This window comes from Candidatus Roizmanbacteria bacterium CG_4_9_14_0_2_um_filter_38_17, assembly GCA_002788855.1.
GTDB lineage: Bacteria > Patescibacteriota > Microgenomatia.
Genome location: PFSB01000013.1, coordinates 18,252 through 44,538 on the forward strand (window position 1 = coordinate 18,252; position 26,287 = coordinate 44,538).

At 38.1% G+C, this 26,287-nt stretch carries 20 protein-coding genes; 17 read left to right on the forward strand and 3 right to left on the reverse strand.

Annotated elements, in window-relative coordinates:
• Window positions 1-49: 49 nt before the first annotated feature.
• From atpF to CO050_02760, 9 genes are all read left to right on the forward strand, one after another.
• Window positions 50-556: an ATP synthase F0 subunit B gene (gene atpF / locus CO050_02720; protein PJC31477.1), complete on the forward strand. Its 507-nt coding sequence runs from the start codon at window positions 50-52 to the stop codon at window positions 554-556.
• A gap of 3 nt (window positions 557-559) precedes the next feature.
• Complete coding sequence (locus tag CO050_02725; GenBank protein PJC31478.1) at window positions 560-916, forward strand: hypothetical protein; 357 nt, start codon at window positions 560-562, stop codon at window positions 914-916.
• Window positions 913-2,427: a F0F1 ATP synthase subunit alpha gene (locus CO050_02730; GenBank protein ID PJC31479.1), complete on the forward strand. Its 1,515-nt coding sequence runs from the start codon at window positions 913-915 to the stop codon at window positions 2,425-2,427. The genes CO050_02725 and CO050_02730 overlap by 4 nt, the downstream gene beginning before the upstream one ends.
• Entirely contained in the window at window positions 2,405-3,265 is an 861-nt protein-coding gene (gene atpG / locus CO050_02735; GenBank protein PJC31480.1) for an ATP synthase F1 subunit gamma, read from the forward strand. The genes CO050_02730 and atpG overlap by 23 nt, the downstream gene beginning before the upstream one ends.
• 1 nt (window position 3,266) lies before the next feature.
• On the forward strand, window positions 3,267-4,658 hold the full coding sequence (locus tag CO050_02740) for a F0F1 ATP synthase subunit beta (GenBank protein ID PJC31481.1): 1,392 nt from the start codon (window positions 3,267-3,269) through the stop codon (window positions 4,656-4,658).
• Window positions 4,659-4,669: 11 nt separating this feature from the next.
• Window positions 4,670-5,101 (forward strand): ATP synthase F1 subunit epsilon, encoded by a 432-nt coding sequence (atpC, locus tag CO050_02745; GenBank protein ID PJC31482.1) that lies wholly within the window; start codon window positions 4,670-4,672, stop codon window positions 5,099-5,101.
• A 642-nt stretch (window positions 5,102-5,743) separates the two neighbouring features.
• A complete protein-coding gene (locus tag CO050_02750; GenBank protein ID PJC31483.1) occupies window positions 5,744-6,781 on the forward strand; it encodes a carbamoyl-phosphate synthase (glutamine-hydrolyzing) small subunit in 1,038 nt (345 codons plus the stop codon).
• Window positions 6,775-10,002 (forward strand): carbamoyl phosphate synthase large subunit, encoded by a 3,228-nt coding sequence (locus CO050_02755; protein ID PJC31484.1) that lies wholly within the window; start codon window positions 6,775-6,777, stop codon window positions 10,000-10,002. Before CO050_02750 ends, CO050_02755 begins: the two co-directional genes overlap by 7 nt.
• 13 nt (window positions 10,003-10,015) lie before the next feature.
• Complete coding sequence (locus CO050_02760) at window positions 10,016-10,960, forward strand: aspartate carbamoyltransferase (GenBank protein ID PJC31485.1); 945 nt, start codon at window positions 10,016-10,018, stop codon at window positions 10,958-10,960.
• 2 nt (window positions 10,961-10,962) lie between these two features.
• Here CO050_02760 and CO050_02765 read toward each other — a convergent pair whose 3' ends face one another.
• Window positions 10,963-12,321 carry a hypothetical protein gene (locus CO050_02765; protein PJC31486.1) on the reverse strand — a complete coding sequence of 453 codons (1,359 nt, stop codon included), beginning with the start codon at window positions 12,319-12,321 and terminating at the stop codon, window positions 10,963-10,965.
• The gene (locus CO050_02770) at window positions 12,318-13,988 is read right to left on the reverse strand and encodes a fumarate reductase subunit A (protein PJC31487.1); all 1,671 of its coding nucleotides are present in this window, start codon (window positions 13,986-13,988) and stop codon (window positions 12,318-12,320) included. Before CO050_02770 ends, CO050_02765 begins: the two co-directional genes overlap by 4 nt.
• Before the next feature lie 15 nt (window positions 13,989-14,003).
• On the opposite strand from CO050_02770, the gene pyrF reads away from it, so the two are divergent.
• Both pyrF and pyrE read left to right on the forward strand, forming a co-directional pair.
• The gene (gene pyrF, locus CO050_02775; GenBank protein ID PJC31558.1) at window positions 14,004-14,801 is read left to right on the forward strand and encodes an orotidine-5'-phosphate decarboxylase; all 798 of its coding nucleotides are present in this window, start codon (window positions 14,004-14,006) and stop codon (window positions 14,799-14,801) included.
• A gap of 15 nt (window positions 14,802-14,816) precedes the next feature.
• The gene (gene pyrE, locus CO050_02780; GenBank protein PJC31488.1) at window positions 14,817-15,458 is read left to right on the forward strand and encodes an orotate phosphoribosyltransferase; all 642 of its coding nucleotides are present in this window, start codon (window positions 14,817-14,819) and stop codon (window positions 15,456-15,458) included.
• Window positions 15,459-15,532: 74 nt separating this feature from the next.
• Here pyrE and CO050_02785 read toward each other — a convergent pair whose 3' ends face one another.
• The gene (locus CO050_02785; GenBank protein ID PJC31489.1) at window positions 15,533-17,302 is read right to left on the reverse strand and encodes a hypothetical protein; all 1,770 of its coding nucleotides are present in this window, start codon (window positions 17,300-17,302) and stop codon (window positions 15,533-15,535) included.
• 75 nt (window positions 17,303-17,377) lie between these two features.
• Here CO050_02785 and CO050_02790 point away from each other — a divergent pair, with 75 nt between their 5' ends.
• From CO050_02790 to CO050_02815, 6 genes are read left to right on the forward strand one after another with little or no spacing between them, the layout of a single operon-like run.
• Window positions 17,378-19,042 (forward strand): CTP synthase, encoded by a 1,665-nt coding sequence (locus tag CO050_02790; protein PJC31490.1) that lies wholly within the window; start codon window positions 17,378-17,380, stop codon window positions 19,040-19,042.
• Window positions 19,042-20,529 carry a hypothetical protein gene (locus CO050_02795; protein PJC31491.1) on the forward strand — a complete coding sequence of 496 codons (1,488 nt, stop codon included), beginning with the start codon at window positions 19,042-19,044 and terminating at the stop codon, window positions 20,527-20,529. The genes CO050_02790 and CO050_02795 overlap by 1 nt, the downstream gene beginning before the upstream one ends.
• Window positions 20,504-21,811 (forward strand): phosphoribosylamine--glycine ligase, encoded by a 1,308-nt coding sequence (locus tag CO050_02800; GenBank protein ID PJC31492.1) that lies wholly within the window; start codon window positions 20,504-20,506, stop codon window positions 21,809-21,811. Before CO050_02795 ends, CO050_02800 begins: the two co-directional genes overlap by 26 nt.
• A 35-nt stretch (window positions 21,812-21,846) precedes the next feature.
• Window positions 21,847-22,551 carry a hypothetical protein gene (locus tag CO050_02805; GenBank protein ID PJC31493.1) on the forward strand — a complete coding sequence of 235 codons (705 nt, stop codon included), beginning with the start codon at window positions 21,847-21,849 and terminating at the stop codon, window positions 22,549-22,551.
• Window positions 22,548-25,490, forward strand: coding sequence for a phosphoribosylformylglycinamidine synthase (locus CO050_02810; GenBank protein PJC31494.1), 2,943 nt, complete (start codon window positions 22,548-22,550; stop codon window positions 25,488-25,490). The genes CO050_02805 and CO050_02810 overlap by 4 nt, the downstream gene beginning before the upstream one ends.
• Window positions 25,490-26,287, forward strand: a complete 798-nt coding sequence (locus CO050_02815) for a phosphoribosylformylglycinamidine synthase (GenBank protein PJC31559.1) — start codon at window positions 25,490-25,492, stop codon at window positions 26,285-26,287. Before CO050_02810 ends, CO050_02815 begins: the two co-directional genes overlap by 1 nt.

The window sequence follows — 26,287 nt, forward strand, 5'->3', positions numbered from 1 at the left end:
CTACCGGAGAAAGTTGTGCTTTGGCACAGACACGCTTATATAATAAACTATGCTTGAAAATATAGGAATAAATGGACGGCTGTTATCTTTTCAAATAATTAATTTTTTGGTACTTATTTTTATCTTAAATAAATTTCTGTATAAACCAGTTTTAAAAATGATTCAGGATAGGCAGAGTGAGATTAATAAGGGTTTAAGACTTACGGAAGATATGCAGATAAAGGAAGAAGGTTTAGTTAAAGATAGAGAGAAAGTGCTAAAAAGAGCTAGAGAAGAAGCTCAGGCTTTATTAGAGCAAAAAAAGCAGGAAGCAGTTAAGGTAAGAGAAAAGATTATAGCAGAGGCACGGCAAGAGAAGGAAGCTATTGTAGCTTCAGGAAAACGGGAGATTGAGGCAAATAGACGTGATATGGAAAAGAAACTGGAGCAAGATGTATTGGAGATTGCTTATGGTATGACAGAAAAAGTATTGCAGGACGTTCTTACAAAAAAAGATCATGAGGTAATTATCCATTCACAACTTAAAAAGCTTGGATTAATAAAATCTAAGAAATAATATATGTCAGTTGATAGAAAAGATAAATCGCAAAAACTTGTAAGTACACTTGTTGGCTTTTTGCACGAAAGAAACGAAGAAGTCCTACTAGCGGAAGTATCTAGTCAGCTTGATAAGTTATCCACTAAAGAGAGTGAGCGTGGCACAACAATTATCGCTACATCAGCAATAAAGTTAGATGAGGAAAGCAAGAAGCACATACAGAAGTTTTTTAAGGGAATTTTGGATAAACAGTATCCTGTTAAAAATATTGTAGATAAATCTACAATAGGAGGGGTTAGACTAGAATGGGGCGATCTATATTTAGACTTAACTTTATCGGGGAGGCTTGATTCAGTAAAGAGACAATTAGCAAGATGAAAAAAGATAATTCGAAAATTTTAGAACAGTTACAAAGTAGATTAAATAAGGTTGAGTTTCGTGAGCAGCCACAAAATACTGGTGTTGTTACGTCTGCGGGAGATGGCGCTATAACCATGAGTGGACTCTCTGATGTTTCCGCACTTGAAATGTTAGAAATGCAGCGAGGGCAAACTGCTTTAACGCTAAATCTAGAGCATGACAAGGTTGTGGGAATTGTTCTTGATGATTTTAGTGGTGTTAAGGTGGGAGACAAAGCAACAGCAACAGGTAAACTACTCTCTGTTGGTGTAGGAGAGGCGCTTTTGGGTCGAGTAATTGATCCATTAGGGGCGCCAATTGATGGCAAGGGTGAAATTAAAACAAAGGAGAGATATCCAATTGAAAAAGTTGCACCTGGTGTGATTTTTCGAAAACCCGTGGACACGCCAGTGCAAACTGGTATAAAAGCGGTTGATAGCATGATTCCGGTTGGTAGAGGACAGCGAGAGCTAATTATTGGAGATCGTAAAACCGGTAAAACTGCAATTGCGCTTGATACGATTATTAATCAAAAGAGTCAGGATATGATCTGCATTTATGTTTCGATTGGTCAAAAAACTTCCTCTACAGCTTTAACGATAGATATACTAAAAAAGAACAAGGCTCTAGATTACACAATTATAGTTGCAGCAGATGCGAAAGATCCTGCTGCCTTGCAGTACATTGCTCCATACACAGGTTGTGCTATTGGGGAGTATTTTATGGATAAGGGAAAAGATGTGCTTATCGTATACGATGATCTGTCCAAACATGCTTGGGCCTATCGTGAAATTTCCCTTATTCTAAAGCGTCCTTCTGGACGGGAAGCATACCCAGGCGATGTGTTTTATCTACATTCACGGCTTCTTGAGCGAGCTTGTAAAATGGATGATGAGTATGGTGGGGGTTCAATAACGGCATTGCCAATAATTGAGACACAGGCTGGAGACCTGTCAGCATACATTCCCACTAATGTTATTTCAATTACTGATGGACAGATCTTTTTTGACACGGATCTTTTCAATGCAGGTATTCGACCAGCTATTAACTCAGGATTGTCGGTTTCTCGTGTGGGAGGAGCAGCTCAGACTAAAGCAATGAAACAGGTAGCTGGTAAATTAAGGCTAGACCTAGCCCAGTACAGAGAGCTACAGGCTTTTGTGCAGTTTTCGACAGACCTGGATAAAGAAACAAAAGCTCGCATAGATATTGGAGCAAGAATGACACAACTTTTGAAGCAAAAACAGTTTAATCCATATTCAGTTGAAAAACAGGTCATAGTCTTTTGGGCAGGTATTAATGGATTTTTAAATGAAATAGAGATTGAGAAAATTACTGAGTTTGAAGAGGAATACCTTGGTTATATGGAATCTATGCATTCAAAAATTTTAAAAACTATTGCAAAGACCAAAAAATTGGATGAAAAGATTGAGAAAGAATTAAAAAAGGCAACCGAGGAATTTACCAATGGCTACATTAAGAGAGATTAAAAGAAGAGTAAAATCTGTTAAGAATATATCGCAGATAACTAGCGCCATGCAGATGGTTGCAGCAAGTAAAATGAAAAAAGCACAGCAAAAAGCAACGGGATTTGAGCCATACGCGCAGAGAATTTCTGAAGCGGTTAAAGAATTAGCATCTGGAGTGGATTCAGATTTGCACAGTTTATTATCTACTGGTAATCCAGAAGCAAGAGAATTAGTAATTATAATATCTACTAATAAAGGTCTTTGTGGAGGATTGAATAGCGGACTCTTTCGTGCAGTAAAAAAGTGGTATCTAAATTTAGATAAGAATGAATGCGTTACAGTGGGAAAAAAGGGGCAAAGTTTTGTGAGGTCAAACAGGGCTAAATTGGTGGCAGATTTTTCGGATGGTTCACCGATAAATAGTGTTTCTGCATTAGCTCACTATGGTGTTGAAGGTTTTTTAAGAGGAGATTATAGCAAAATAGTTGTTGTATACAATAAATTTGTAAATTCATTTACTCAAGAGCCAACCCGTTTTGAGCTTTTACCTATAACTTCCTTAGGTGAGATTAAGGAAAGGCTAGCTGATGAGAATAAATTTGCGGATTTTTTGGTTGAACCAAACCCAGTTAAAGTATTAGATGCATTGCTACCTGAATATGTAGAGAACATAATTAGAGCAGCTACACTTTCTGCTGAGGCAAGTGAGTATTCAGCAAGAATGATGGCAATGAAAAATGCAACTGACAATGCTGATGAATTACAGGTAAATCTAACACTGGAGTATAATAAGATGCGTCAAAGTGAGATTACAACTTCTTTGCAAGATATGATTACAGCTAGAATGACTACAGTGTAATATGGCAAAGCAAATAGAAAAACAAGTAGTGGGTAAAATAGTGCAAATTGTTGGTGTTGTTATTGACGTCGAATTTGACAAAGACACTGAGTTGCCATCGATTAAGTCAGCTGTAGAAGTTCTTTTAGCCGATGATAAGAGGCTGATATTAGAGGTTATGTTGCAACTAGACTCAAAAACTGTGCGTTGTGTGTCGATGGGCTCAACTGATGGACTTAAGCGTGGAATGAGCGTTATTGCTACAGGTGAGCCAATAACAGTTCCTGTTGGTAAGCAATCTTTGGGACGTATATTTGACGTTGTAGGGAATGCTATTGATGGAAAACCACAACCAAAAGGAAAGCGTTGGCCAATTCACCGCGAGGCACCTTCCTTAATAAGTCAAGATGTAAAACAGGATATATTAGAGACGGGAATTAAGGTTATTGATCTTATTGCACCTTTTGTTAAAGGAGGAAAAGTTGCTGTTTTTGGTGGTGCTGGAGTAGGTAAAACAGTTCTTATTCAGGAGCTTATAAGAAATGTTGCAACTGAGCATGGAGGAGTATCTGTGTTTGCAGGTGTGGGCGAGAGAACCAGAGAGGGTAATGATCTCTGGAGAGAAATGAAGGATTCTGGAGTTATTGATAAAACCGCTTTAGTATTTGGGCAGATGAATGAGCCACCTGGCGCTAGAATGAGGATAGCGCTGGCGGGTCTTACCATGGCAGAGTATTTTCGTGATGTGGAAGGCCAAGATGTATTGTTCTTTATAGATAATATTTTTAGATTTGCACAAGCAGGAAGTGAAGTATCGGCACTTTTGGGCAGAATTCCCTCTGCTGTTGGGTATCAGCCAACTCTAGCTTCGGATATGGCCGCTTTGCAGGAGAGAATTACTTCAACTGATAAAGGCTCAATTACGTCGCTACAGGCAGTGTATGTACCTGCGGATGACTATACAGATCCAGCTCCAGTAGCTACTTTTGCGCATCTAGATTCATCTTTGTCACTTGAGAGGTCTTTATCTGAGCAGGGACTATATCCATCTATTGATCCACTATCATCACAATCTAGAATTTTAGACCCTGCTATAATAGGTGAGGAACACTATAAAGTAGCGCGCGGAGTGCAGGAAGTTCTGCAGAGACATAAAGATCTGCAAGATGTTATTGCAATTTTAGGTATGGAAGAGCTTTCTGATGAGGATAAGATTATTGTATCTCGAGCCAGAAAAATACAGCGTTTTCTAACTCAGCCAATGTTTGTGGCGGCACAATTTACTTCTATGGAGGGTAAATATGCAACATTAGTTGAGACTATAAGAGGGTTTAAAGAAATCCTAGAAGGAAAACACGATGATAAAAATGAACAAGCGTTTTACATGAAAGGTAATATATCAGAAGTTAAGTAAGCGATTGTTATATTGTGTTATCACTATCAATTGTCACCCCAGAAAAAATAGCATTTGAAGGTGAAATCAAACAGGTAACTGTGCCTGGCGCTGATGGGCAGCTCACCATCTTGTCTAAACATGCCTCGCTCTTCGCTCAATTGATTGAGGGTGAGCTACAGATAATGGTAAGTAACAAGCCTATATATATGGCCATAGGTGGGGGCTTTGTTGAAGTTCATAAAGATAAGATGGTGCTGATGGTAACGAGAGCTATAAAGGAAGACGAGCTTAATGAAAAGGAAATTTTAAAAGCTAAGGCTCGAGCGGAAGAAATACTTAAAGACAAACTGGATCCTCAAGAATACCAGCAGACACATGCATTATTAAGAGCTCACTTAGTAGATTTAAGGGTATTGAAGCACAGTCGAAACCGAAGGTCTGCAAAAACGCAAAATATTTAAAGGCTAGGGGGTAAGTATAAACTGTATGATATGCATTGTAATATATGTTTAGACTGCAAGCAAAGAATTGGCATTCCGATAATCTACAAAAAAGAGAACAGACCAGCTGTCAGATTATTTGTAGGAGCAATTTATAAGAGAGGTATATAGGTAACATATAAGGACGGTCCTTATATGTTAAGTTTTTTTGCTTTCTGGGAGGCGAGATTTTTTCTTGTCTTTTATTCCTGATGTCTGGTGCTGTTTTAGATAATTTCAAGTAAGGCTAAGCCTTACTTTAAGATCAAAACTTAACGAATAAGTCCAATGAGTCACCAATAGGTAAACTATGAAACAACAGATAGGATAAGAAGCATACTACCGAACAATCGGGGATATAATTCCTGGATGAAAAAGGTTGTCTCAATGCATGCATTTGCAGACTCGGATACAGCTGTTTCATAGTTTACCTAGACCTTCAAAACTAAGTCATCAGCTAATGCTTTAAAAGTATCTCTATTTCTACAACAATGATAGAATCCATGAGGGCCTTGGTGATAAAACACCAGCAACTGTTCTAGGAAAGGAGATTAAAAGTCCAAAAGGTCCGTAGCCTAAACATGGGGTTGTGTAATATACATATAAATGGTATAAAAATGAGCAATGCTTAATGGTACTTTAGAGCTTGCAGATGGAACACAAATCCATGGTAGAAGTATAGGAGCACCGACATTTAGTTCTGGTGAAGTAGTTTTTACTACTGGAATGGTTGGATATCCTGAGGCTTTGACAGATCTTTCATACCGCGGACAGATTTTAGTTTTCACTTATCCCTTGATTGGTAGTTATGGCGTTAAGGACAAAACATATGAAAGTCAGGCAATTCAGGTAGAGGGGGTTATCATGTCAGAGGAGGTTAATAACTATAGCCATCATAGCGCTGTAAAAAATATAACTACATGGTTTGAGGAACAAGGTGTTCCAGCTCTATCTGGGATAGATACCAGGGCTTTAACTCTTAAGCTTAGAGAATCTGGAGTGATGGGTGGAAAGCTGTATTTTCATGAGGAAGATAAAAACAGAGAGATCGTAGATAATAACACTAGTAATCTACCAGCTGAGATTTCAGTTAGTAAGCCAATTACTTTAGGTAAGGGTAAGACTCATCTTGGACTAGTTGATTGTGGAACTAAGCAAGGCATCATAGACTCTTTACTTGCAGAGAAAGTAAAAATAACAATATTACCCTGGAACTGGAGTAGTTTAGAGGAATACGATGGAGTAGTTGTGGGTAATGGACCAGGTGATCCTAAGATGCTTACGGAAACTGTAGAAAATATTAGGTCATATATGAACTGCAAAAAACCTCTTTTGGGTATATGTTTGGGCAATCAGATAATCTCTCTAGCTGCAGGTGGAGATACATATAAGCTTGCCTTTGGCCATCGCTCACATAATCAACCTGTTTTGGATAGGTCAACTAATAAAGCTTACTTAACTACCCAAAACCATGGATATGCAGTTGATTCAAAAAAACTGCCTAGGTTGTGGGAAGAGTGGTTTGTAAATCTAAATGATCATACAAATGAAGGGATAAAACATAAAACACTACCCTTTATGTCTACGCAGTTTCACCCAGAAGGTAGACCAGGACCTGAAGATACTAACTGGCTATTTAGATATTTTGTGAAATTATGTTAAAAATTTTAATACTCGGTTCAGGAGCGTTGCAGATTGGCCAAGCTGGTGAATTTGATTACTCAGGATCTCAAGCTATAAAAGCTGTAAAAGAGGAAGGTAACAAAGTCATCTTAGTTAATCCAAATATCGCTACTATTCAGACCTCGAGAGGTCTTGCTGATAAGGTATATTTTTTACCAGTTACCCCAGAGTTTGTTACTAAAGTTATTATAAAGGAAAAACCTGATGCGGTTATGTTAGCATTTGGTGGTCAAACAGCCTTAAATTGTGGGCTAAAGTTGTATAGGCAGGGAGTATTTAAGAAACATAATGTCAAGGTGCTTGGAACATCTCTTAAAACAATTGAAATAACAGAGGATAGAGAGCTTTTTAAAAGAGAGATGAAGAGACTTAAGTTAGATGTGGCTATAAGCTCTACCGTAAACTCGATTAAACAGGCCCATAAAGTAATGCAAAATATGAAATATCCGGTCATGTTGCGTTCTGCTTTTGCTCTTGGTGGACTTGGTTCTGCAGTTGTTTACAATAAGCAGCAACTAGATAAACAGCTAAAAATTGCACTTTCACAATCCAAGCAAGTTTTAGTTGAGGAGTATCTGGGTGGTTGGAAGGAAATTGAGTATGAAGTAATACGAGATGCTAATGGAAATAAGGTGACTATATGCAATATGGAGAATATGGACCCTATGGGAATCCACACTGGTGAGTCGATTGTTGTTGCTCCTTCTCAAACATTAACTAATGACGAATATTTTGGACTTAGAAGAGTTAGTTTAGACTGTATTGAGGGATTAGGGATAATTGGTGAATGCAATATTCAGTTTGCTTTTAACCCCCACCCCAAAAATAGTAAGCTGGATTATAGAATTATTGAGGTTAATGCAAGGCTTTCGAGATCTTCTGCCTTGGCTTCAAAGGCAACTGGTTATCCTTTGGCATTTGTAGCTGCAAAAATTGGATTAGGTAAAACACTTCCCGAAATTAAGAATGCTGTGACTAAGACAACTACAGCTTTTTTTGAGCCAGCGCTCGACTACTTAGTTGTAAAAATTCCACGATGGGACTTGAATAAATTTGATAGAGTGAATGAGCTGTTGGGTTCTGAGATGAAGAGTGTTGGGGAAGTAATGGCAATCGGTAGGACATTTCCCGAAGCAATTCAAAAAGCAGTGAGAATGTTGGATATTGGTTATTCGGGGGTCATTCCAGATAGCGATCGAACTATAAATTATGAGCAGGAACTTGCTAATCCCACGCCTGAGCGATTATTTCTAATATCACAAGCTCTTATGAAGGGTATGTCTCCTGAAAAGATAGCTAATTTAAGCAAGATTGATATATGGTTTATATATCAAATTCAGCGAGTTGTTAAGTACTATATGAAGATGAAATCAAGTAAACAAAGAACTCCAGAGCAGATAAAAACTGCAAAGAAACTTGGCTTTTCAGATAATGAGCTGGCAAAAATATTTAATTTAGGCGAGGATAAGATTCGTTTATATAGAAAAAAGCATAGTATTTTGCCTGTAATTAAAAAAATAGATACACTGGCAGGAGAGTTTCCGGCAGAGACTAATTATCTCTACATGACTTATAATGGAAATAGTAATGATGTAGCTAGAACTAATAGGAAATCGGTGGGAATATTGGGTGGAGGACCATATAGAATAGGATCGTCAGTAGAGTTTGATTGGTGTGCGGTTAGTGCCTGCTGGGAATTTAAGAAAAGAGGATATTCAACAGTAATGCTAAACTGTAACCCCGAAACTGTCTCCACTGATTACGACATTAGCGATAGGCTGTATTTTGATGAGCTGACTTTTGAGAGAGCTCTAGATATAGCAGAATACGAAAATATACCACTTGTGGTATCGGTTGGGGGACAAACGCCTAATAATCTAGCTTTGAAGCTTAAAAATGCGGGTATCAGCGTACTTGGTACTTCACCAAAAGATATAGATAGAGCTGAAGATAGACATAAATTTTCAAAACTTCTGGATAAAATTAAAGTTTTGCAACCTGCTTGGGCAGAGGTTAAGAGTCGTTCTGCGGCTGTAACTGCAGCTGATAAAATTGGTTATCCAGTGTTAATGCGCCCTTCATATGTTTTATCTGGTCAAGCAATGTTTGTTGCGTTTAGCGAAGCTGAGTTAAATAGTTATCTAGATTCTGAAAGTGTGAAAGAGGTTGGTTATCCTCTTACAATGAGTAAGTATTATTTAGGTTACAAGGAAACAGATGTGGATGGAGTTGCGAGTTGCGGAGGTCTTTTAAGAACTGTAATTTTAGAACATGTTGAAAATGCAGGTGTTCATTCAGGTGATGCATCTTTAGTATATCCATCACCAACTCTGCCCTTAAATATTCAACAAAAGATAGTTCGCCAGACAGCAAGAATTGCTAAGGAGCTTCGAATAAATGGTCCATTTAATATACAATTTTTGGTGAGCAATCAGGACATTCGTGTTATTGAGTGTAATCTTAGAACATCTAGAAGTTTCCCTTTTTCTTCTAAAGTTACTAATTCTAATTTAATCTCTTTTGCAGTTAAAGCAATGATTGAAAATAAAGTAGGTAGAGGCAAGGATGATATTGTTCTGTCTCAGAAAGCTAATTTTACAGCTGTTAAGGTTCCTCAATTTTCCTTTTCCAGACTGCGCGGAGCAGACCCTGTCTTAAAAGTTGAGATGGCTTCTACAGGTGAAGCTGCAAGTTTTGCTTCTAATTTACATGAAGCCTTTTTAAAAGCTGTAATTTCTACAGAGGTTAAGCTTCCCTCTAAAGCAGCTTTATTGTCGCTGGGTGGATACCATGCAAAGAGGAAATTTTTAACTCCAGCTCTGTTGTTGCAGCAGATTGGCTTTAAGTTGTATGCGACTGGCAAAACCTGTGATTTTTTAGCTGCTAATGGGTTAAATGTAACTTGTGTATATAAGATATATGAGAAAAAGCAACCAGATGTTCCAGCCACCATTATTGGCGGGATGGTTGATTTAGTTATTAATACAAGTGAGATGCCAGACGTTGGTATGGAAAAATTTAAGAAGCAGACCACTGATGGATATCTTATTAGAAGAGCTGCAATTGACCATGGTGTTCCCTTAATTACAGACTTACATAACGCCTGTTTATTTGTTGAGTCACTGGCATTGATGAGAAATAAAACATTTGAAATTAACAGCTGGGATGAGTATCTTGACAATGCCTTAACAAAGAGTTAAAAGCAATATGACAATGTTAAAAATTGATGGGAATTTTAAAAACAAGCATATTCTTTCTGTGGAACAGTTTAGTAAATCTGATATTAAATTACTCTTCACTGAAACCGATAGCATGAAAAAGTTAGTTGTGACTAAGGGGGGCAACAACAAGTTACAGCATAGGATCATGACGGCACTTTTCTATGAGCCTTCGAGTCGTACATTTAGCTCGTATATTGCAGCAATGGAGAGATTGGGTGGTGGTATTATCCCCATTCATGGAATTGAAAACTCATCAGTTAAAAAGGGAGAGACTCTAGAAGACACAGTTCGTGTATTTAGTAGCTATAGCGATATAATTGTTATTCGGCACCCAGAGACGGGTTTGGTAGCTAGGGCAGCAAAGTCAAGCCAAGTTCCTGTTATAAATGCAGGTGATGGCGCTGGTGAACATCCAACTCAGGCATTACTAGACCTTTATACAATTTCAAGCCACTTTAGCTTACATAAGGAAGTTACAATAACTATGGTGGGAGACTTAAAATATGGAAGAACTATCCATTCTTTATCAAAACTGCTCTCTCTATTTTCAAAAGTTAATATAATATACGTCTCTCCAGCAACTCTAAAAGTCCCCAAAAAGATTTTGGATTATATTAAGGAAACTAAGATATCTTTTAATGAAATAACAGATTTTAATGAAGCAATTTCTCAAGCTGATGTTTTATATATGACAAGAATTCAGAAAGAAAGATTTAGAAATATAGCTTCCTACAACAAGGTTAAGAATAGTTATATATTGAATATTAAGCGACTTGAAAAAGCAAAAAAGAAGATGATCATTATGCATCCCTTACCAAGAATAAATGAGATAACACCGGGTGTTGATGATGACCCTCGTGCGGTATATTTTACGGAAAGTGTTGCAAATGGTATGTATCTTCGAATGGCACTATTGAAGCTGGCATTAACTAAATGAAGTTAGATTTGCTTAACCAACCTGTGCGCGCTGGGTTTAGTTGCTATTATTTTACCCATGCTATATAGGAGCTTACCACGTAGAAATGTAGCATATGGCCTTCCAATAAGTTCCATTCCTTCATATGCTGACCATTTGAGCTTTGTAAACAAATCCTGTTTTTGAACTTTCCATATATTATTAACATCAATTACAACTAAATCTGCATCATTTCCTATTTGGATACCAGATTTTTGAGTAAATCCAAAGAAGTTTGCGACATTTGTTGATCCCATATTTGCTAGTCGCATGAGTCCCTCTTCAAGTGTATTTTTTCCAAATTGCCTAATCCAGCCCGTGATAAACACCGCAACTGATTCTTGTACTCCTGGAGTACCACTTGCGGCTTTCCATATATCACCCTGCTTTTCATCTAGCGTATGAGGCGTGTGTTCAGAACAATACCCGTCGATTATACCTTTTCGAACCATCTGCCACAGCTTCGCATTTGTCTTGAGGGAGCGGATTGCGGGGGAGACTTTGATAAGCGTGCCCAGTTTTTCATAATCATCAGTTGTAAAAAATAACTGATAGCCGGTAACTTCTCCTCCCACATTTATTCCTTTTAATCGTGCTTTTCTTATTTCTTCAAATTCCCCTTGTGTACTTGCATGAAGAATCCATAATTTTGTCTTATATTTCACAGCAAGTTCTACTGCAATTTTTGCAGCTTTTATGACAACTGCTTCATTTCGTGCTTGGGAATAAGCAAACATGTCAGTACGACCACTTCTTTGTAGAGCTTGTTCCTGCTTCGTTACAAGACTTTGATCCTCAGCATGAGCTAGAACGGGAAATCCTCTTTCGGCAGCTATTTTCCAAATCCTTGCCTGATCTTTTTTGTTTGTAACTGTTGTTGGTGTTGTTTGGTGTCCAGCCATAAACACTTTTACCCCTACTATTTCACTGGTATCAACTTTCTCTAGCTCTGGTATGTCCTTGACAGATGTACCGAAATTGATAGCAAAATCGCAATATGATTTTTTACTATACCTAGCTATCTGCTGGTGAAGAAGTTTGACGGTAGTTATAGGGGGATTTGTGTTGGGCATATCAAATACAGTTGTAAAGCCACCGGCGAGAGCTGCACGTGTACCATGGCTGATATCCTCTTTATGCTCAAATCCTGGCTCTCTAAAATGACCATGCGTTTCGATGAACCCTGGCATCACGTAGTTACCATTTACATCATAAGAAGATTTTGAACTGGAAAATTTATTGGAGATATTGGTAATTTTTCCATTTGAAAAAGACACTGTGCCATGAATAATCTTATCTTGAGTAATTATGCGCGCATTGGTGATAGATGAATATGTGGTCAAATTTTTACTGTCTTACTCAATGTTGTCGTTAAGGAGATGCCTACTTTACGTACTATAATATTTTTCTCTTGTTTTTTACTCATTTTTGAATAGTCGTCTCGAAAGTGTGCACCACGGCTCTCCTTACGCATGACTGCAGTGGCAATGATAATTCTAGCAAGCTTGACCATTTCGATCGTCTCTAATGTTTGAGCGAGTGACTTTTTTGTTGCCGTCAATTTTGCTGTCTCTTTTAGTAGCTTAGATACTTCGTGTTTTGCTATCTTTAAACCTTTGTCATTTCTCACGATGCCAACATACTCCCACATGATCGCTTTTAATTTGTCTTGAACTGTTTTGTAGCTTACCCCTTGTTTGCGATTTAATAGATCTTCAACCTTTTTAATCTCAGCTGTAATTTTTTCATTTGACAATTTTTTATGCTTTTGTCCCAAACAATATTCACTAGCGCGAATACCGACGCGTCTACCAAATACTTGACCTTCTGCTAGTGAATTCCCCCCGAGTCGGTTTGCCCCGTGAATGCCACCGGTTACTTCACCTGCACCAAAGAATCCGGGTATATTTGTCTCACCCCATTCATTGATGCGAATACCTCCCATCATATGATGAGCCGTTGGTGTAATTTCCATTTTTTCGCGACTAATATCTACACCAACTTGTTTAAAATTATCATAAACATCAGGTATAAGCTTTTTTATTTGTTGCAACCCAAGTTCACGTACATCCAAGTAGACTCCTCCATGCTTAGTCCCTCTTCCTTCTTTTATTTCTGTATAAATTGCACGTGTTACTTCATCTCTTCCTGCAAGTTCCATAAGTTTTGGCTGATATCTCTTCATAAACCGTTCACCTTTTGAGTTGTATAATTTACCTTTATGGCCACGGACCTTTTCGGTAATTAACTTGCCACGAACTGATGAGGGATGTGCCATACCCGTGGGATGAAATTGAACAAATTCCATATCTACAAGATCAACACCACTATCATATGCCCAGGCATATCCTTCGCCGGTATTACTTGGCTCATTTGATGTAATCTCATAGAGCATGCCTGCGCCACCTGCTGCAACCAGTATGGATTTGGCAGAGAAGTATACAGGGCTGTTATCTTTAAGATTCAACGCTAAGGCGCCATATACTCCTTTCTTGTCAGCAAATATTTTAGTAACAAAGTGATTAGCAAAGAAGGGAAGCGAGAGAGATTTAACTTTATTGGATAGTCCATGCATCATTTCACGGCCAGTGTAGTCTCCAGCGCATAAGTTAAGTGGTGCAGTCTGCTTGCCTCCAGCCCAGGTATAAAACGATCCGTCAGGTAGGCGATCAAATTTAACCCCATATGATACAAGATCGTGAATTCGATCTGGCATTTCATGGGTAAAGATACGCACTAATTTTTGATTATTTATGTACCATCCACCTTTGACTGTATCCTGGAAATGAAGTTCGGGCGTTGCAGGATCTTTAAGTGCCACATTAAGTCCGCCCATGGCCTTATCTGTATGTGCATGTCCAAATGGCTCTTTAGAAACAGCAGTAATTTTAATGCCATACTTAGCTGCTTCGATAGCCGCGCGCATCCCTGCACCACCTGCACCAATTATAAGAAGATCTGTCTCAACAGTGTCCCAGCTCTTTTTCATATCTAAGAGGTATAGTATCATATGTATACAAGTGAAATGAAATTTATAGAAAAGTATAAAAAAATAGTTAGAAAAAATAATTCTGTGCTTTGTGTGGGGTTGGATAGTGATATAGGTAAATTGCCAGATAAATATAAAAATAAGCAGTATCCCCAGTTTGCATTTAATAAATGTATCATAGATCAAACACATGACTTGGTTTGTGCGTATAAACCCAATTCTGCTTTCTATGAAGCTAAAGGTGTTGAGGGAATGGCTGAGCTTAAAATGACAGTAGATTATCTTAAAAGTAAGTATCCAGATATAGTTACTATTTTAGACGCTAAAAGAGCAGATATAGGAAATACGAATAAAGGGTATGTAGAATATATCTTTGACTACTTAGGATTTGACGGCGTGACTGTTAATCCCTATTTAGGTCAAGAGGCTTTGGAGCCTTTTTTGGATAGGCAGGATAAGGGAATAATAGTTCTCTGCAAAACATCAAATCCTGGTAGCGGTGAATTTCAAGATTTACGGACTGATAAGAAGAAGCTATACCAGGTTGTGGCTGAAAATGTTGTTAATGATTGGAATAAAAATAGCAACTGTTTATTGGTGGTGGGAGCTACGTATCCAGCGGAACTAACTAAGATTAGAAAAATTGCTGGTGATATGGTATTTTTAATTCCAGGGGTTGGAGAGCAAGGTGGAGATGTTGAGAAAACAGTTAAAGCTGGAATAAATTCAACAGGTGATGGAGTGATAATAAACTTAGCCAGAAAAATTATCTTTGCAGATAATCCCAGAGAAACAGCAACAAAACTAAGAGATGAGATAAATGTTTATAGATAAGTTACAATATATAGCATGTTAGCAGAAGAAATTTCAAGATTGTTGTTCAAAATTAATGCTGTTAGTTTTAAGTTTGACCCACCATATACATTTACTTCTGGACTGAAGAGTCCTATTTATCTGGATAATAGACTTATTATTTCTTATCCTGAAGTTAGGAAGCAGATTATAGACTACTATGTTCAGGTTATAAAAGATGATATTGGATTAGATAATGTTGACTGGATTTCTGGAACTGCTACAGCAGCAATACCACACGCAGCATTTATTGCGAATGAATTAAATCTGCCAATGGTTTATGTGCGTTCGGTTGCAAAAAAACATGGAAAAGGTGAGCAGATTGAGGGTTATTTAAAAAAAGAAAGCAAAGTTGTGGTAATTGAAGACCATATTTCAACAGGTAAAAGCTCCATAGACAATGCTCTCTCAATTAGAGCAGAAGGAGGAATAGTAGAGTATTGTTTGGCTACTACTACATACGAAACAGATATTTCTCAACAAAACTTTGAAAAAGCAAAAGTTAAACTAATAACACTCACTACTGGTAGACTAATTGCGGAAACTGCATTTAAGGAGGGATTAATTAGTAAAAAAGAGAAAGAGTCTGTTGATTTGTGGTTTGAGGATCCTCCGGCCTGGGCTGGGAAAGTAAAGTAAGGCTAAGCCTTACTTTACTAGATTTACGCCTTCCCTATTTCTAATTAAGTCTGTGCAAGGGGTTCCCCCTTGTTTTAGTTTCTTTTGCTTTCGGGGAGGCGGGATTTTTTCCGATCTTTTATGTCTGAGGACTGGATTTCTTTCAGATAACTAAACTCTTTTCCAATTTCGGTTAATGAGTAGCCAAGTTTTAACATTGTTTCTTTAAGGAGAGTTAGAGCTGCTTCAAATTCAGGCTGTACAGCCACATCTGCTCCTAACTTATACATTTGCCTAATGTGCTCTTGGTAATGTACACGGGAGTATACAGGTGCTTGATTGTTAAGATTCTTAGCATTTAGGAGAATCATTTCTTGAGAGAGCCTATCTGGGACTGTAGAGATAATCGCTTTGGCAGATCCAGCTTGGGCATATTCAAGAATATCTATGTCTGTGGGATCACCGTAAATAGCTGTGTAGCCTTCGCGCTTGGCTCGAGTTACAGCATGGTAGTCTCTGTCTATAATTACAAAATCTATTTTCAACTTTCGCAGCGCTTCGGCAATGTACAAGCCTACGCGACCCATACCCAGTAATATAATATGATTATGTAGTTTCATGTCTTCAACTTTTGCTAAATCGCGGTCTGCTTTTTCATGAATGTGAATGTATAGAGTAGGAAGTGCAAACTTAATGCCTGCTTTTAAGGCAGCATAGATACGATGTTTTTGAGCGATGATGATTGGAGCTAAGGCAATAGATAGCAATACAGATGTTATTGCAGTAACAAATGTAGTTTCGGATATGAGATTGTTGTTCTGACTTTGATGGAGAATAATAAAAGAAAACTCTCCGACGTTGGCAAGGTAAAGCCCAATAAAATAGGAGATACGGGAATGATAGCGGAGAATCATAAATATAACGGAAATAATTACAAATTTGAGCAATATAAGAATTGAGGTGAAGAGAATAATAGTACCGATGGTATTTGAAATGATACTTAGATCGATGGAAATTCCTAGGTACACAAAGAAAAAAATTGTAAATAAATCCCGAAGTGGTCTGATCTGAGAAAAAACATGGTAGTGTTCGAGGGTTTGACCGACCAGCATGCCAGCAATAAATGCAGCTATGGAAGCTGAGAGGCCAAGCGTGGAAAATAGCGCAACGATTACAAAAATCATAAAGATTGTAAATAAGTTAAGGAGTTCTCGGGAAAGACCAGCAACTTTGCGATAGAGAAAGGGAATAATTTGTCGTCCAAACACAAAAACAGTGGTCAATACAACTCCTGCCTTAAGTAGAGAAATACCAATTTCAACTAATGATTGGGTAAATGTAGGCGCAGCTCCGTATGAGGAAAGAATCGTCATTAAAGGTATGACAGCCAGATCCTGCAGGATTAGGACGCCTAGAACCAACTCACCAAACACAGTATCTTCAGTACCCTCATCCTGAAGTAATTTAGCAATAACTGCTGTTGAAGATAATGAAAAAGCCAAGCCAATTACAACTGACTCAATTGGCGAGAAACCAAACAATACAGAAAGAATTAATACAGCTAAAGAGGTAAATATGATTTGAGCTATTCCACCTATGGTGATAAATTTTGCTGATTTTCGTAGTGATCCTAGATGGATCTCTAAACCAACTGTAAAAAGCAGCAGAATAACTCCTATATTGGCTACATTGGTGATTGTAGCACCTCTGACATAGTCACCCATAATTAATCCTAGAATAACTCCTCCAACTATATAGCCAATAATAGATGGTAGTTTTAACTTATGTGCAACATATCCCCCAACAAGCGGAAAGACTAAAAAGGCAAGTAAATTTCCAACTAGTGGTAGTGCTAATTCACCCATACAAACTATATTAGCACATAATATACAGCAGGTATTGTTTGTTGACTATTTTGTAAATTATTATTAGAATGAGGCATGCGGACAAAATATGTTTTTGTTTCGGGTGGTGTAATATCAGGGCTTGGTAAAGGTATAATCGCGGCCTCCGTTTCTCTCCTTCTGGAATCTGCGGGATATAAGGTAACTCCGATTAAATGTGAAAACTATTTGAATGTTGATGCGGGTACAATTAATCCTATTGAGCATGGAGACCCTTTTTTGTGTGAGGATGGTACTGAGGCAGATATGGATATTGGTACTTATGAAAAGTTTCTTGGGAAAAACTTAGGCAAAGAAAACTTCATGACACTTGGTCAGGTATATCAGAGTGTTATTGAAAGAGAGCGAAAATTTGAGTATGAAGGAGAAGATGTTGAAGCTATACCACACCTGACTGATGAAATTCAGAAAAGATGGATTGACGCTGGAAAAAAGACTAAAGCTGATGTAATTGTTATTGAGCTAGGAGGCACGGCAGGAGAGTATCAAAACTTGTTTTACTACGAAGCAAATAGAATACTATCATTAAAAAACCCTGGAGACGTTGTTCATATACATGTAGGCTATATGCCATGCCCGCCTCATCTGGGGGAACCAAAAACAAAGCCCATACAGCTATCAGTTAGAACACTAAACTCCATGGGTATTCAACCAGATTTTATTGTAGCTAGAGCTGAAAAATCGATGGATAAGAGAAGAAAAGATAGATTTGCATTATTTTGTAATGTTCACCCGGAAGATGTTATATCAGCTCCTGATGCAGATACAGTCTACAGAGTACCACTAATGCTTAAAGAGCAAGGTATGGATATGCGCTTATTAGACAAGCTTGGCTTAGAAAAGAAAAAAGGTGATCTCTTGGAGTGGACTAAATTAGTTAATAGAATAGGAGAGATCAAAAAGAGTGGCAACAAAGTTAATATAGGAATTGTTGGTAAGTATTTTGGCACGGGGGAGTACCAACTTCGTGATTCCTACGCGGCGCTTTTTGATGCTTTGCAGCATGCTGCTTGGCACCATGGATATGAACTCAACACTAAATGGATAAGTGCGCAAACAGTAGAGAAGAAAGGAATGGGGACCCAAGTAAAGGGTGTTGATGGAATTCTGGTGCCGATTGGCTGGGGAGAAAGAGGTGCTGAGGGAATGATTGAGGCAGCAGGATACGCAAGGGAGCAAAAAATTCCGTATCTAGGATTATGTTATGGAATGCAATTGGCAGTAGTTTCTTTTGCTAGAGATGTTGTGGGCTTGAAAAATGCAAATACCACAGAGAACGTGCCAGATGCGGTTGATCCAGTAATACATTTAATGCCAGCACAGAAAAAGTTTATGAACCGGAGAGCTTATGGTGGAACAATGAGACTTGGTGGTTGGGATGCTACCATTAAAAATGGCACTAGAGCTTATTGGGCTTATGATAAGTACGATGGATTTATTAATAAAAAAACAGAGTTAACGAGTGAAAGACACCGACACCGCTATGAATTTAATGATAAATATGCAAATGCAATGGAAAAACATGGGTTGGTTATTTCTGCAAGGTCGGTTGTAGAAAATTTGGCTGAAATAGTTGAGCTGCCAAAAGATAAACACCCTTTTTATATGGCAACGCAAGGACACCCTGAATATAAATCTCGTCCAAATAGACCTCATCCAATATTTATCGAGTATATAGAGGCGTGTATTAATAACAAGTAATGCAAGAAAAGTGTGGGATAGTTGGAATTGCGTACAAAAAGCCTTCAAGATCATTTGAATTTGCACTTCTTGCAGCACGCGGAGTGCAACACAGGGGACTTCAAGGAGCTGGGTTGGCGCTTAATTCAAAGGATGGGTTAAAGGTGTATCGTGGCACGGGAACAATTGATGAGGTGTTTACTAGTGATGTAGCACTTGATTTTGATGTTCCCAATAACTGGATTATAGTCCACTGTAGATATGGTACTTATGGAGATTATGATCAGACTAATTTACAGCCATGTATTGCTAGCTCCCCAAAGGGTGAAAAAGTGGCAGTTATTCATAATGGCCAATTTGCTGGGTTAAGTGAATTAAAAAGTAAAGTAGAAAAGCTAAATAAAAAGATATATTCTAATGATACAAGTGATACTTATTTATTTACCCAACTCCTGGCAGGATCTAAAGGTAAATCTTGGGATGAGAAAATAGTTAACAGCGCTGACAAATGCAGTGGGGCATATAGTCTACTAATTGGGGTAGGAAAGGATCTTTATGCAGTAAGAGATAAGCTAGGTATTCGGCCACTGTTTATAGGAAAAATATCCGGGGGCTTCATGGTGGCTTCCGAGACGCATGCGTTTAATAAGGTTGGTGGCAACGTTGAACGAGAAGTAGGAAGGGGAGAAGTTATTAAGCTCAATAATCAAGGGATACGTACTTTAGTAAAGAAAGGCAAAAAATCACACTTTTGTGATTTTGAGTTTGCCTATTTTAGTCGTCCAGATTCACTGTATTCAAGTGGTGAAGATTCTAATGTTAAAGACTGGAGCTCTTTTGGAAGTTTTCGAGAAAGATGTGGAGAGAAATTAGCTGAGGAAAAACCTATTCTAAATTCAGATTTTGTTGTTGGTGTTCCCTCTTCTGGAGTAAGCCTAGCAACTGGCTATGCGGCAAAATTAGGGTTGCCTTACAGACAGGCTATAATTCGCGATCATTTTGACCCCTTTGGCGCACAAAGATTATTTATGCGTGATGATGATATACAAAAAATTAGTAGTAGAGTATTAGGAAAATTATCCATTTCTCCAGATTTAAAAGTATGGAAAGATAAGATTGTAGTTATTGGTGATGATTCAATTGTAAGAGGCAATGTGTCTAAGAAAGTTACAGAAACTATATTTTGTCTTGGAGCGAAAGAAGTTCATTGGATTATCGGCTTCCCCCCACTTATGAATCCTTGTCATCTGGGAGTAAGTATTAGAAGTGACGGTGAGTTGGCTGCACCAAAATATGGAGGAGACCCAGTCAAAATAGCTAAAAAAATTGGCGCCACAAGTGTAAACTATATCTCAAATCTAGGATTTGTTGAGGCAAAATATCCTGGTGTAAAAGTTATTCTTCCTAAGAACAAGAATGAAATATTTGTAGCAAATGGTGGGTGCGGAGGCTGCATTACAGGGTTATACCCAGTAAGTAAAAATGGTAAATACTACAAAAATAGGTAAAAAAATATTGATAGTTGGCAGCGGAGGTAGAGAGCATGCTTTAGGCTGGAAACTAGCTCAATCGCCACACGTTAAAAAAATATATTTTACTCCAGGAAATGGCGGAACGGCAGAGATAGGTGAGAATATTGATATTACTGCAGATAACATCTTGGGTCTTTTGGAGTTTGCAAAACTAAATCAGATAGATTTGACTGTCGTGGGACCAGAAGACCCACTTAGCTTAGGGATTGTAGATGAATTTCAGAAAGCGGACCTTGCAATATTTGGTCCAAGCAAGGCAGCGGCAAAACTTGAGTCTTCAAAAAGCTGGTCATCTAAGTTTGTAGAAAAATATGGCATTCCGGCTCCTAGATACAAAGTATTTGATTCACATCAGGATGCTATAAAATTTGTAGATTCTTGTAATTGGGGTGATTTGGTAATTAAGGCAGATGGATTGGCAGCAGGAAAGGGAGTTGTTTTACCTAGTACAAAAGATGAGGCAAAACAGACAATTGTGGAGATGATGCGGGAAGGTAAATTTAAGGAAGCGGGCCGAACAGTCATTATTCAGGAGAGGTTGCGGGGCATGGAGATTTCGGTTATTGCAATATGTGATGGAAAAGATATTAAAGTTATGCTACCCGCCAAAGACCATAAAAGAGTTAATGACGAAGATGAAGGACTAAATACTGGTGGAATGGGTGCATATGCGCCAGTTCCTTTGCTTAATAAAACAATGCTAGATAAGATTAAAAAGGAGATCTTGGTTCCAACTGTTGAGGGAATGATTAGTGAAAAGAGGCCACTTGTAGGAGTATTATATGCAGGGCTTATGCTAACTAGCAGTGGCCCAAAAGTTCTTGAGTACAATGTGCGTTTTGGTGATCCCGAGACTCAGCCTCAGCTAGTAATGCTAAAGTCAGATTTATTTGAACATTTAGCGGCCTGTGTAGAAGGTAAGCTTAAAGATGAGAAAATAACTTTTTTTGATGGCTACGCGGTTACGGTTGTATTGGCTTCGGGAGGTTATCCAGGATTTTATACAATGGGTCAGCTTTTGCATGGATTAGATCAAGAATTGCCTAGAGATATAGTGGTGTTCCATGCGGGTACCAAGCTAACCCAAGGTCAACATTTTAGTGTTGGTGGAAGGGTCTTAAGTGTTACAGCTCGCGGGGAAAGTCTAGAAAAAGCAGTAAGGCAAGTATATAAGGTTATTGATGAAGGGTTAGTGTATTTTAAGTCAATGCACTATAGAAAAGATATTGCTAGGAAGGCTTTACAACCAAAAAAATAAGACTAGTAATTCTTATTTCTGGCAGTGGAACAACAATGGAGAACATTATTAAGGAAACCCAAAATTCAAACCTAGGCAATGTTGAGATTGTGGGGGTAATTTCAAGTGATAAAGCAGCGGAGGGTATAAAGAGGGCAGAAAAATTGGGTGTTAATGTAGAGATAATAAATCAAGAAGAAAATGATTTTGAACAAAGATTATTAATACAACTAAATAAATGGAAGCCAGATTTAATTAGCCAAAATGGTTGGTTGCCACTTACCCCAAAGAGTGTGCTAACACAATATGACTGTAAGATTATTAATCAACATCCTGCTCCACTTGATCCAGAATTTAAAAATGGTGTTAGTTATGATTTTGGAGGTGCGGGGATGTATGGCATAGTTCCGATTGCAGCACTTGTTAAATTTAGAAAACTTGTACATGAATTACAAGCAGTAGGTCATACAAAGAGACATATTCCTATCGAGTCAACTGTTCATCTTGTAACAGAAAATTTTGATGAGGGCGATGTAATTGCAAGACAAGAATTAGTAGTTAGTGACGAAGATACGCCCGAAGAACTGCAAAAGAAACTTTTGCCTATTGAACACAAAAATGTTATTAAAGCAATTAAAGATATAGCCAGTGGCCATATGGAAATTCAAAAAAGAACAAAGCCATTTATACGAGAAAACGAAAGAAAACTTCTCATACAGGCTAAGAAAGAGGCAATGGAAAAATATTTAAATCATAAATGATAAATCGGATCGAAATTAGCTCATCTGTCCAGGATGCGGGAGCTGGTATATTGCTTGCTAAACTTCATAAATTAGGTTTTGCGATCAAAGTAAAGGCTGTCACATTATCCCAGATTTACACAGTGGATGGTAAGCTGGGCAAAGTACAGCTAGATCTTGTAGCTTCTATGCTTACTAATCCCGTAACCCATAAAGTTGTTATTAATTCGGTAGGGGAGATTAAAAAATTTAATTGGGCGTTAGAGATTGGTTTTTTGCCGGGTGTCACAGATAATGTTGCAAAGACAACTAGGGAGGCAATTGAAAATTTGCTAGATATACGGTTTGGTGAGAGTGAAGATGTTTATAGCTCCAATATGGTCTATATTTCAGGCAAGTTAACACGACAAGAAGTTGGATCAATCGCAGCTAATTTGGCCAATCCTCTGATTATGAGAATCCATATTAAAAGCTATAAGGAGTTTAGAAAAGATAATGGTATGGAAGAACAAGTTCCAAGAGTTAAGCTTGATGCAATGCCTAGTGTAATTGAGGTTGATCTTGATGTCAGTGATGAGGAATTAGTTGAAATAGGCAAGGAAGGAATAATGGGGAAAAAGGCAAGAAGAGGGCCACTGGCGCTGGATTTAGTATATATGCGTGAAATTCGTGACTACTTCAGAAAACTTAGGAGGAAGCCAACGGATGTAGAACTGGAATCAATAGCGCAGACATGGTCTGAACATTGTAAGCATACAATATTCGCCGATCCAATTGATGAAGTAAAAAATGGGCTATATAAAGAGTTTATTCAAAAAGCTACAAAAGAGATACGACTGCTCAAGGGTAAGGATGATTTTTGTGTATCGGTATTTACTGATAACTCGGGAGCGATTAAGTTTGATAAGAATTATTTAGTAACGGATAAAGTAGAAACTCACAATAGCCCTTCAGCTTTGGATCCGTATGGCGGAGCAATTACAGGTATAGTTGGTGTAAATAGAGATACGATTGGATTTGGACAGGGGGCTAGACCCATTGCGAATAGGTATGGGTTTTGTTTTGCTGATCCAGGTGACATCGCCCCATTGTATAAAGGAAAAAATAAAACGCAAAAAATGCTATCTCCAAAATTCATCATGGAGGGGGTTATTGAGGGTGTGAATGTAGGTGGGAACTGTTCTGGTATTCCAACACCGCTTGGATTTTTACAGTTTGATAGCCGTTATAAAGGTAAGCCACTCGTATTCGTGGGAACCGTTGGTTTAATTCCTACTACGATTAAGGGAAAGGCGTCATATAAAAAGAGGGCAAAGCCAGGAGATTATATTGTGATAATTGGAGGAAGAGTAGGGAAAGATGGTATTCATGGGGCTACATTTTCATCCGAAGCTTTGGATACGGGTAGTCCTGCAACAGCAGTACAGATCGGTGATCCCATAACTCAAAAAAAGCTTTCAGACGCTGTGGTAAAGGAGGCAAATAGGCAAAAACTATTTAATAGTATTACAGATAATGGAGCAGGAGGTATTTCGTGTTCAGTAGCCGAAATGGCTAAAGAGTGTAGTGGTTGTGAAGTGAACTTGGATAAAGTACCCCTTAAATATCCCAATTTGTCACCGTGGGAGATCTGGATTTCAGAATCTCAAGAGAGAATGACACTTGCAGTTCCCCCAGTTAAGTGGCTTAGATTTAAAAAACTTATGGAGAGTAGGGGAGTAGAAGTTGCTAATATTGGTAAATTTAGTAGTACTGGAATGTGCACCGTTTGGTACAAAGACCGAAAAGTAATGGATTTAAGCATGGATTTTTTACATGATGGTCTACCAATTAGACCTATGCAAACTAGCTTTATAAGAACAAGGTATAAAGAACCAAAAATAGCTCATAATAAAAACTTAAATAAAGAAATATTACAGATGTTGGGAAGGGTAAATTTGACAGGGTTTGAATTTATTTCTACACAGTATGACCACGAAGTACAGGCAAGCTCGGTTCTTAAGCCTTTGCAAGGGAAGGGAAGAGTAAATGGAGAAGCAGCGGTAATAAAACCTGTTTTTAATTCTGATAGAGGAGTAGTGTTATCGCATGGGCTTTGCCCTTCGTATAGTGATATAGATACATATCATATGGCAGCTTGTTCTATAGATACAGCTGTTAGAAATGCGGTAGCGGTGGGCGCTAATATTGATTACTTGGCATTACTGGATAATTTTTGCTGGTGTAGCTCAAGTGATAAAGCACGGCTAGGACAGCTAAAAAGAGCAGCTGAGGCTTGTTATGATACGGCAGTTTCTTATGGCACCCCGTTTATATCTGGTAAAGACAGCATGTTTAATGATTTCAAGGGTTATGATGATAAAGGTAATCCAACCATAATCTCTATCCCCCCTACTTTACTTATATCCTCTATTGGTGTCATTGAGGATATATATAAAGTAGTAAGCTTAGACTTTAAATTTGCTGGTGATTACGTCTATTTACTTGGAGAGACAAACGATGAGTTGGGTGGCAGTGAGTATTATTCGATGCTTGATGAGATCGGAAATAATGTGCCAAGGGTCGATGCCGCAAGAAACAAGAGGCTTTACAGGGCATATTACAGAGCCATACAGAAGAATTTAATTTCTTCTGGCTTGGCAATTGGTAAAGGTGGACTTGGTGTTGCACTGGCTAAAAAAGCTATTGCTGGTCAGCTGGGAGTTAAAGTTAGAATTAGTGATTTGCTAGGTAGAGACATAGATAGAATCTATACAGCTTTATTTAGCGAGAGCCAAGGAAGACTTTTGGTGAGCGTAAACCCAGAAAACGCAGCTGAGTTTGAAAAGGAAATGTTAGGTCAGTCAATTGTTAAACTCGGTGAAGTAACCAAAAATAGTAATTTTGTTGTTAAAGACATAGTTAATCTAGATTTGGATAAAATGACAAAAGTATATAGGTCAAGTTTTAAAGGATATTGATGAAACCAAAAGTATTAGTATTTTCTGGCTATGGTTTAAATTGTGAAGAGGAGACAAAATATGCTTTTGATTTGGTTGGAGCAGACGCTACTATTGTTCATATTAATGATCTTATTGCCAACAAAAAACTGCTAAATAAATACCAAATATTGGCATTTCCAGGGGGCTTTGCCTATGGAGATGATACGGGAGCAGGTAATGCATATGCAAATAAACTCAAAAACAACCTGTGGGAGGATTTAGTCAGGTTTATTAATAGAGACACACTTACAATTGGAATCTGTAACGGTTTTCAGATTATTGCTAACCTTGGTTTGCTGCCCGCAATAAATAATAAATATGGCGAAAGACAAATAGCTCTATTGGCAAATGATTCAGTAAGATATATCGTTCGCTGGGTGGACCTTAAAGTAGAAAGTAGCTCTCCTTGGCTTAATGGAATTAAGGAACTATCTATTCCTATTGCTCATGGAGAGGGAAAGTTTTATGCAGAAAGCACTCTCTTAGATAAGTTAGAAAGTGAAGGTCAAATTGCATTAACATATACAAATGGTCCTATCTGTGAGCACTTTGAGTATGATGCAAATCCCAATGGCTCTCTTCGGGATATTGCAGGTGTTACTGATCCAACTGGTAGAATACTTGGGTTAATGCCACATCCAGAGCGCGGAATGTTCTTTACTCAGCTTCCCCACTGGACATATCTAAAAGAGCAACATTTGAGAGAAGGTAGGAAGTTTCCAAAATATGCAGACGGCCTAAAGATATTCAAAAATGCTGTGAAGTGTTTTAAATAA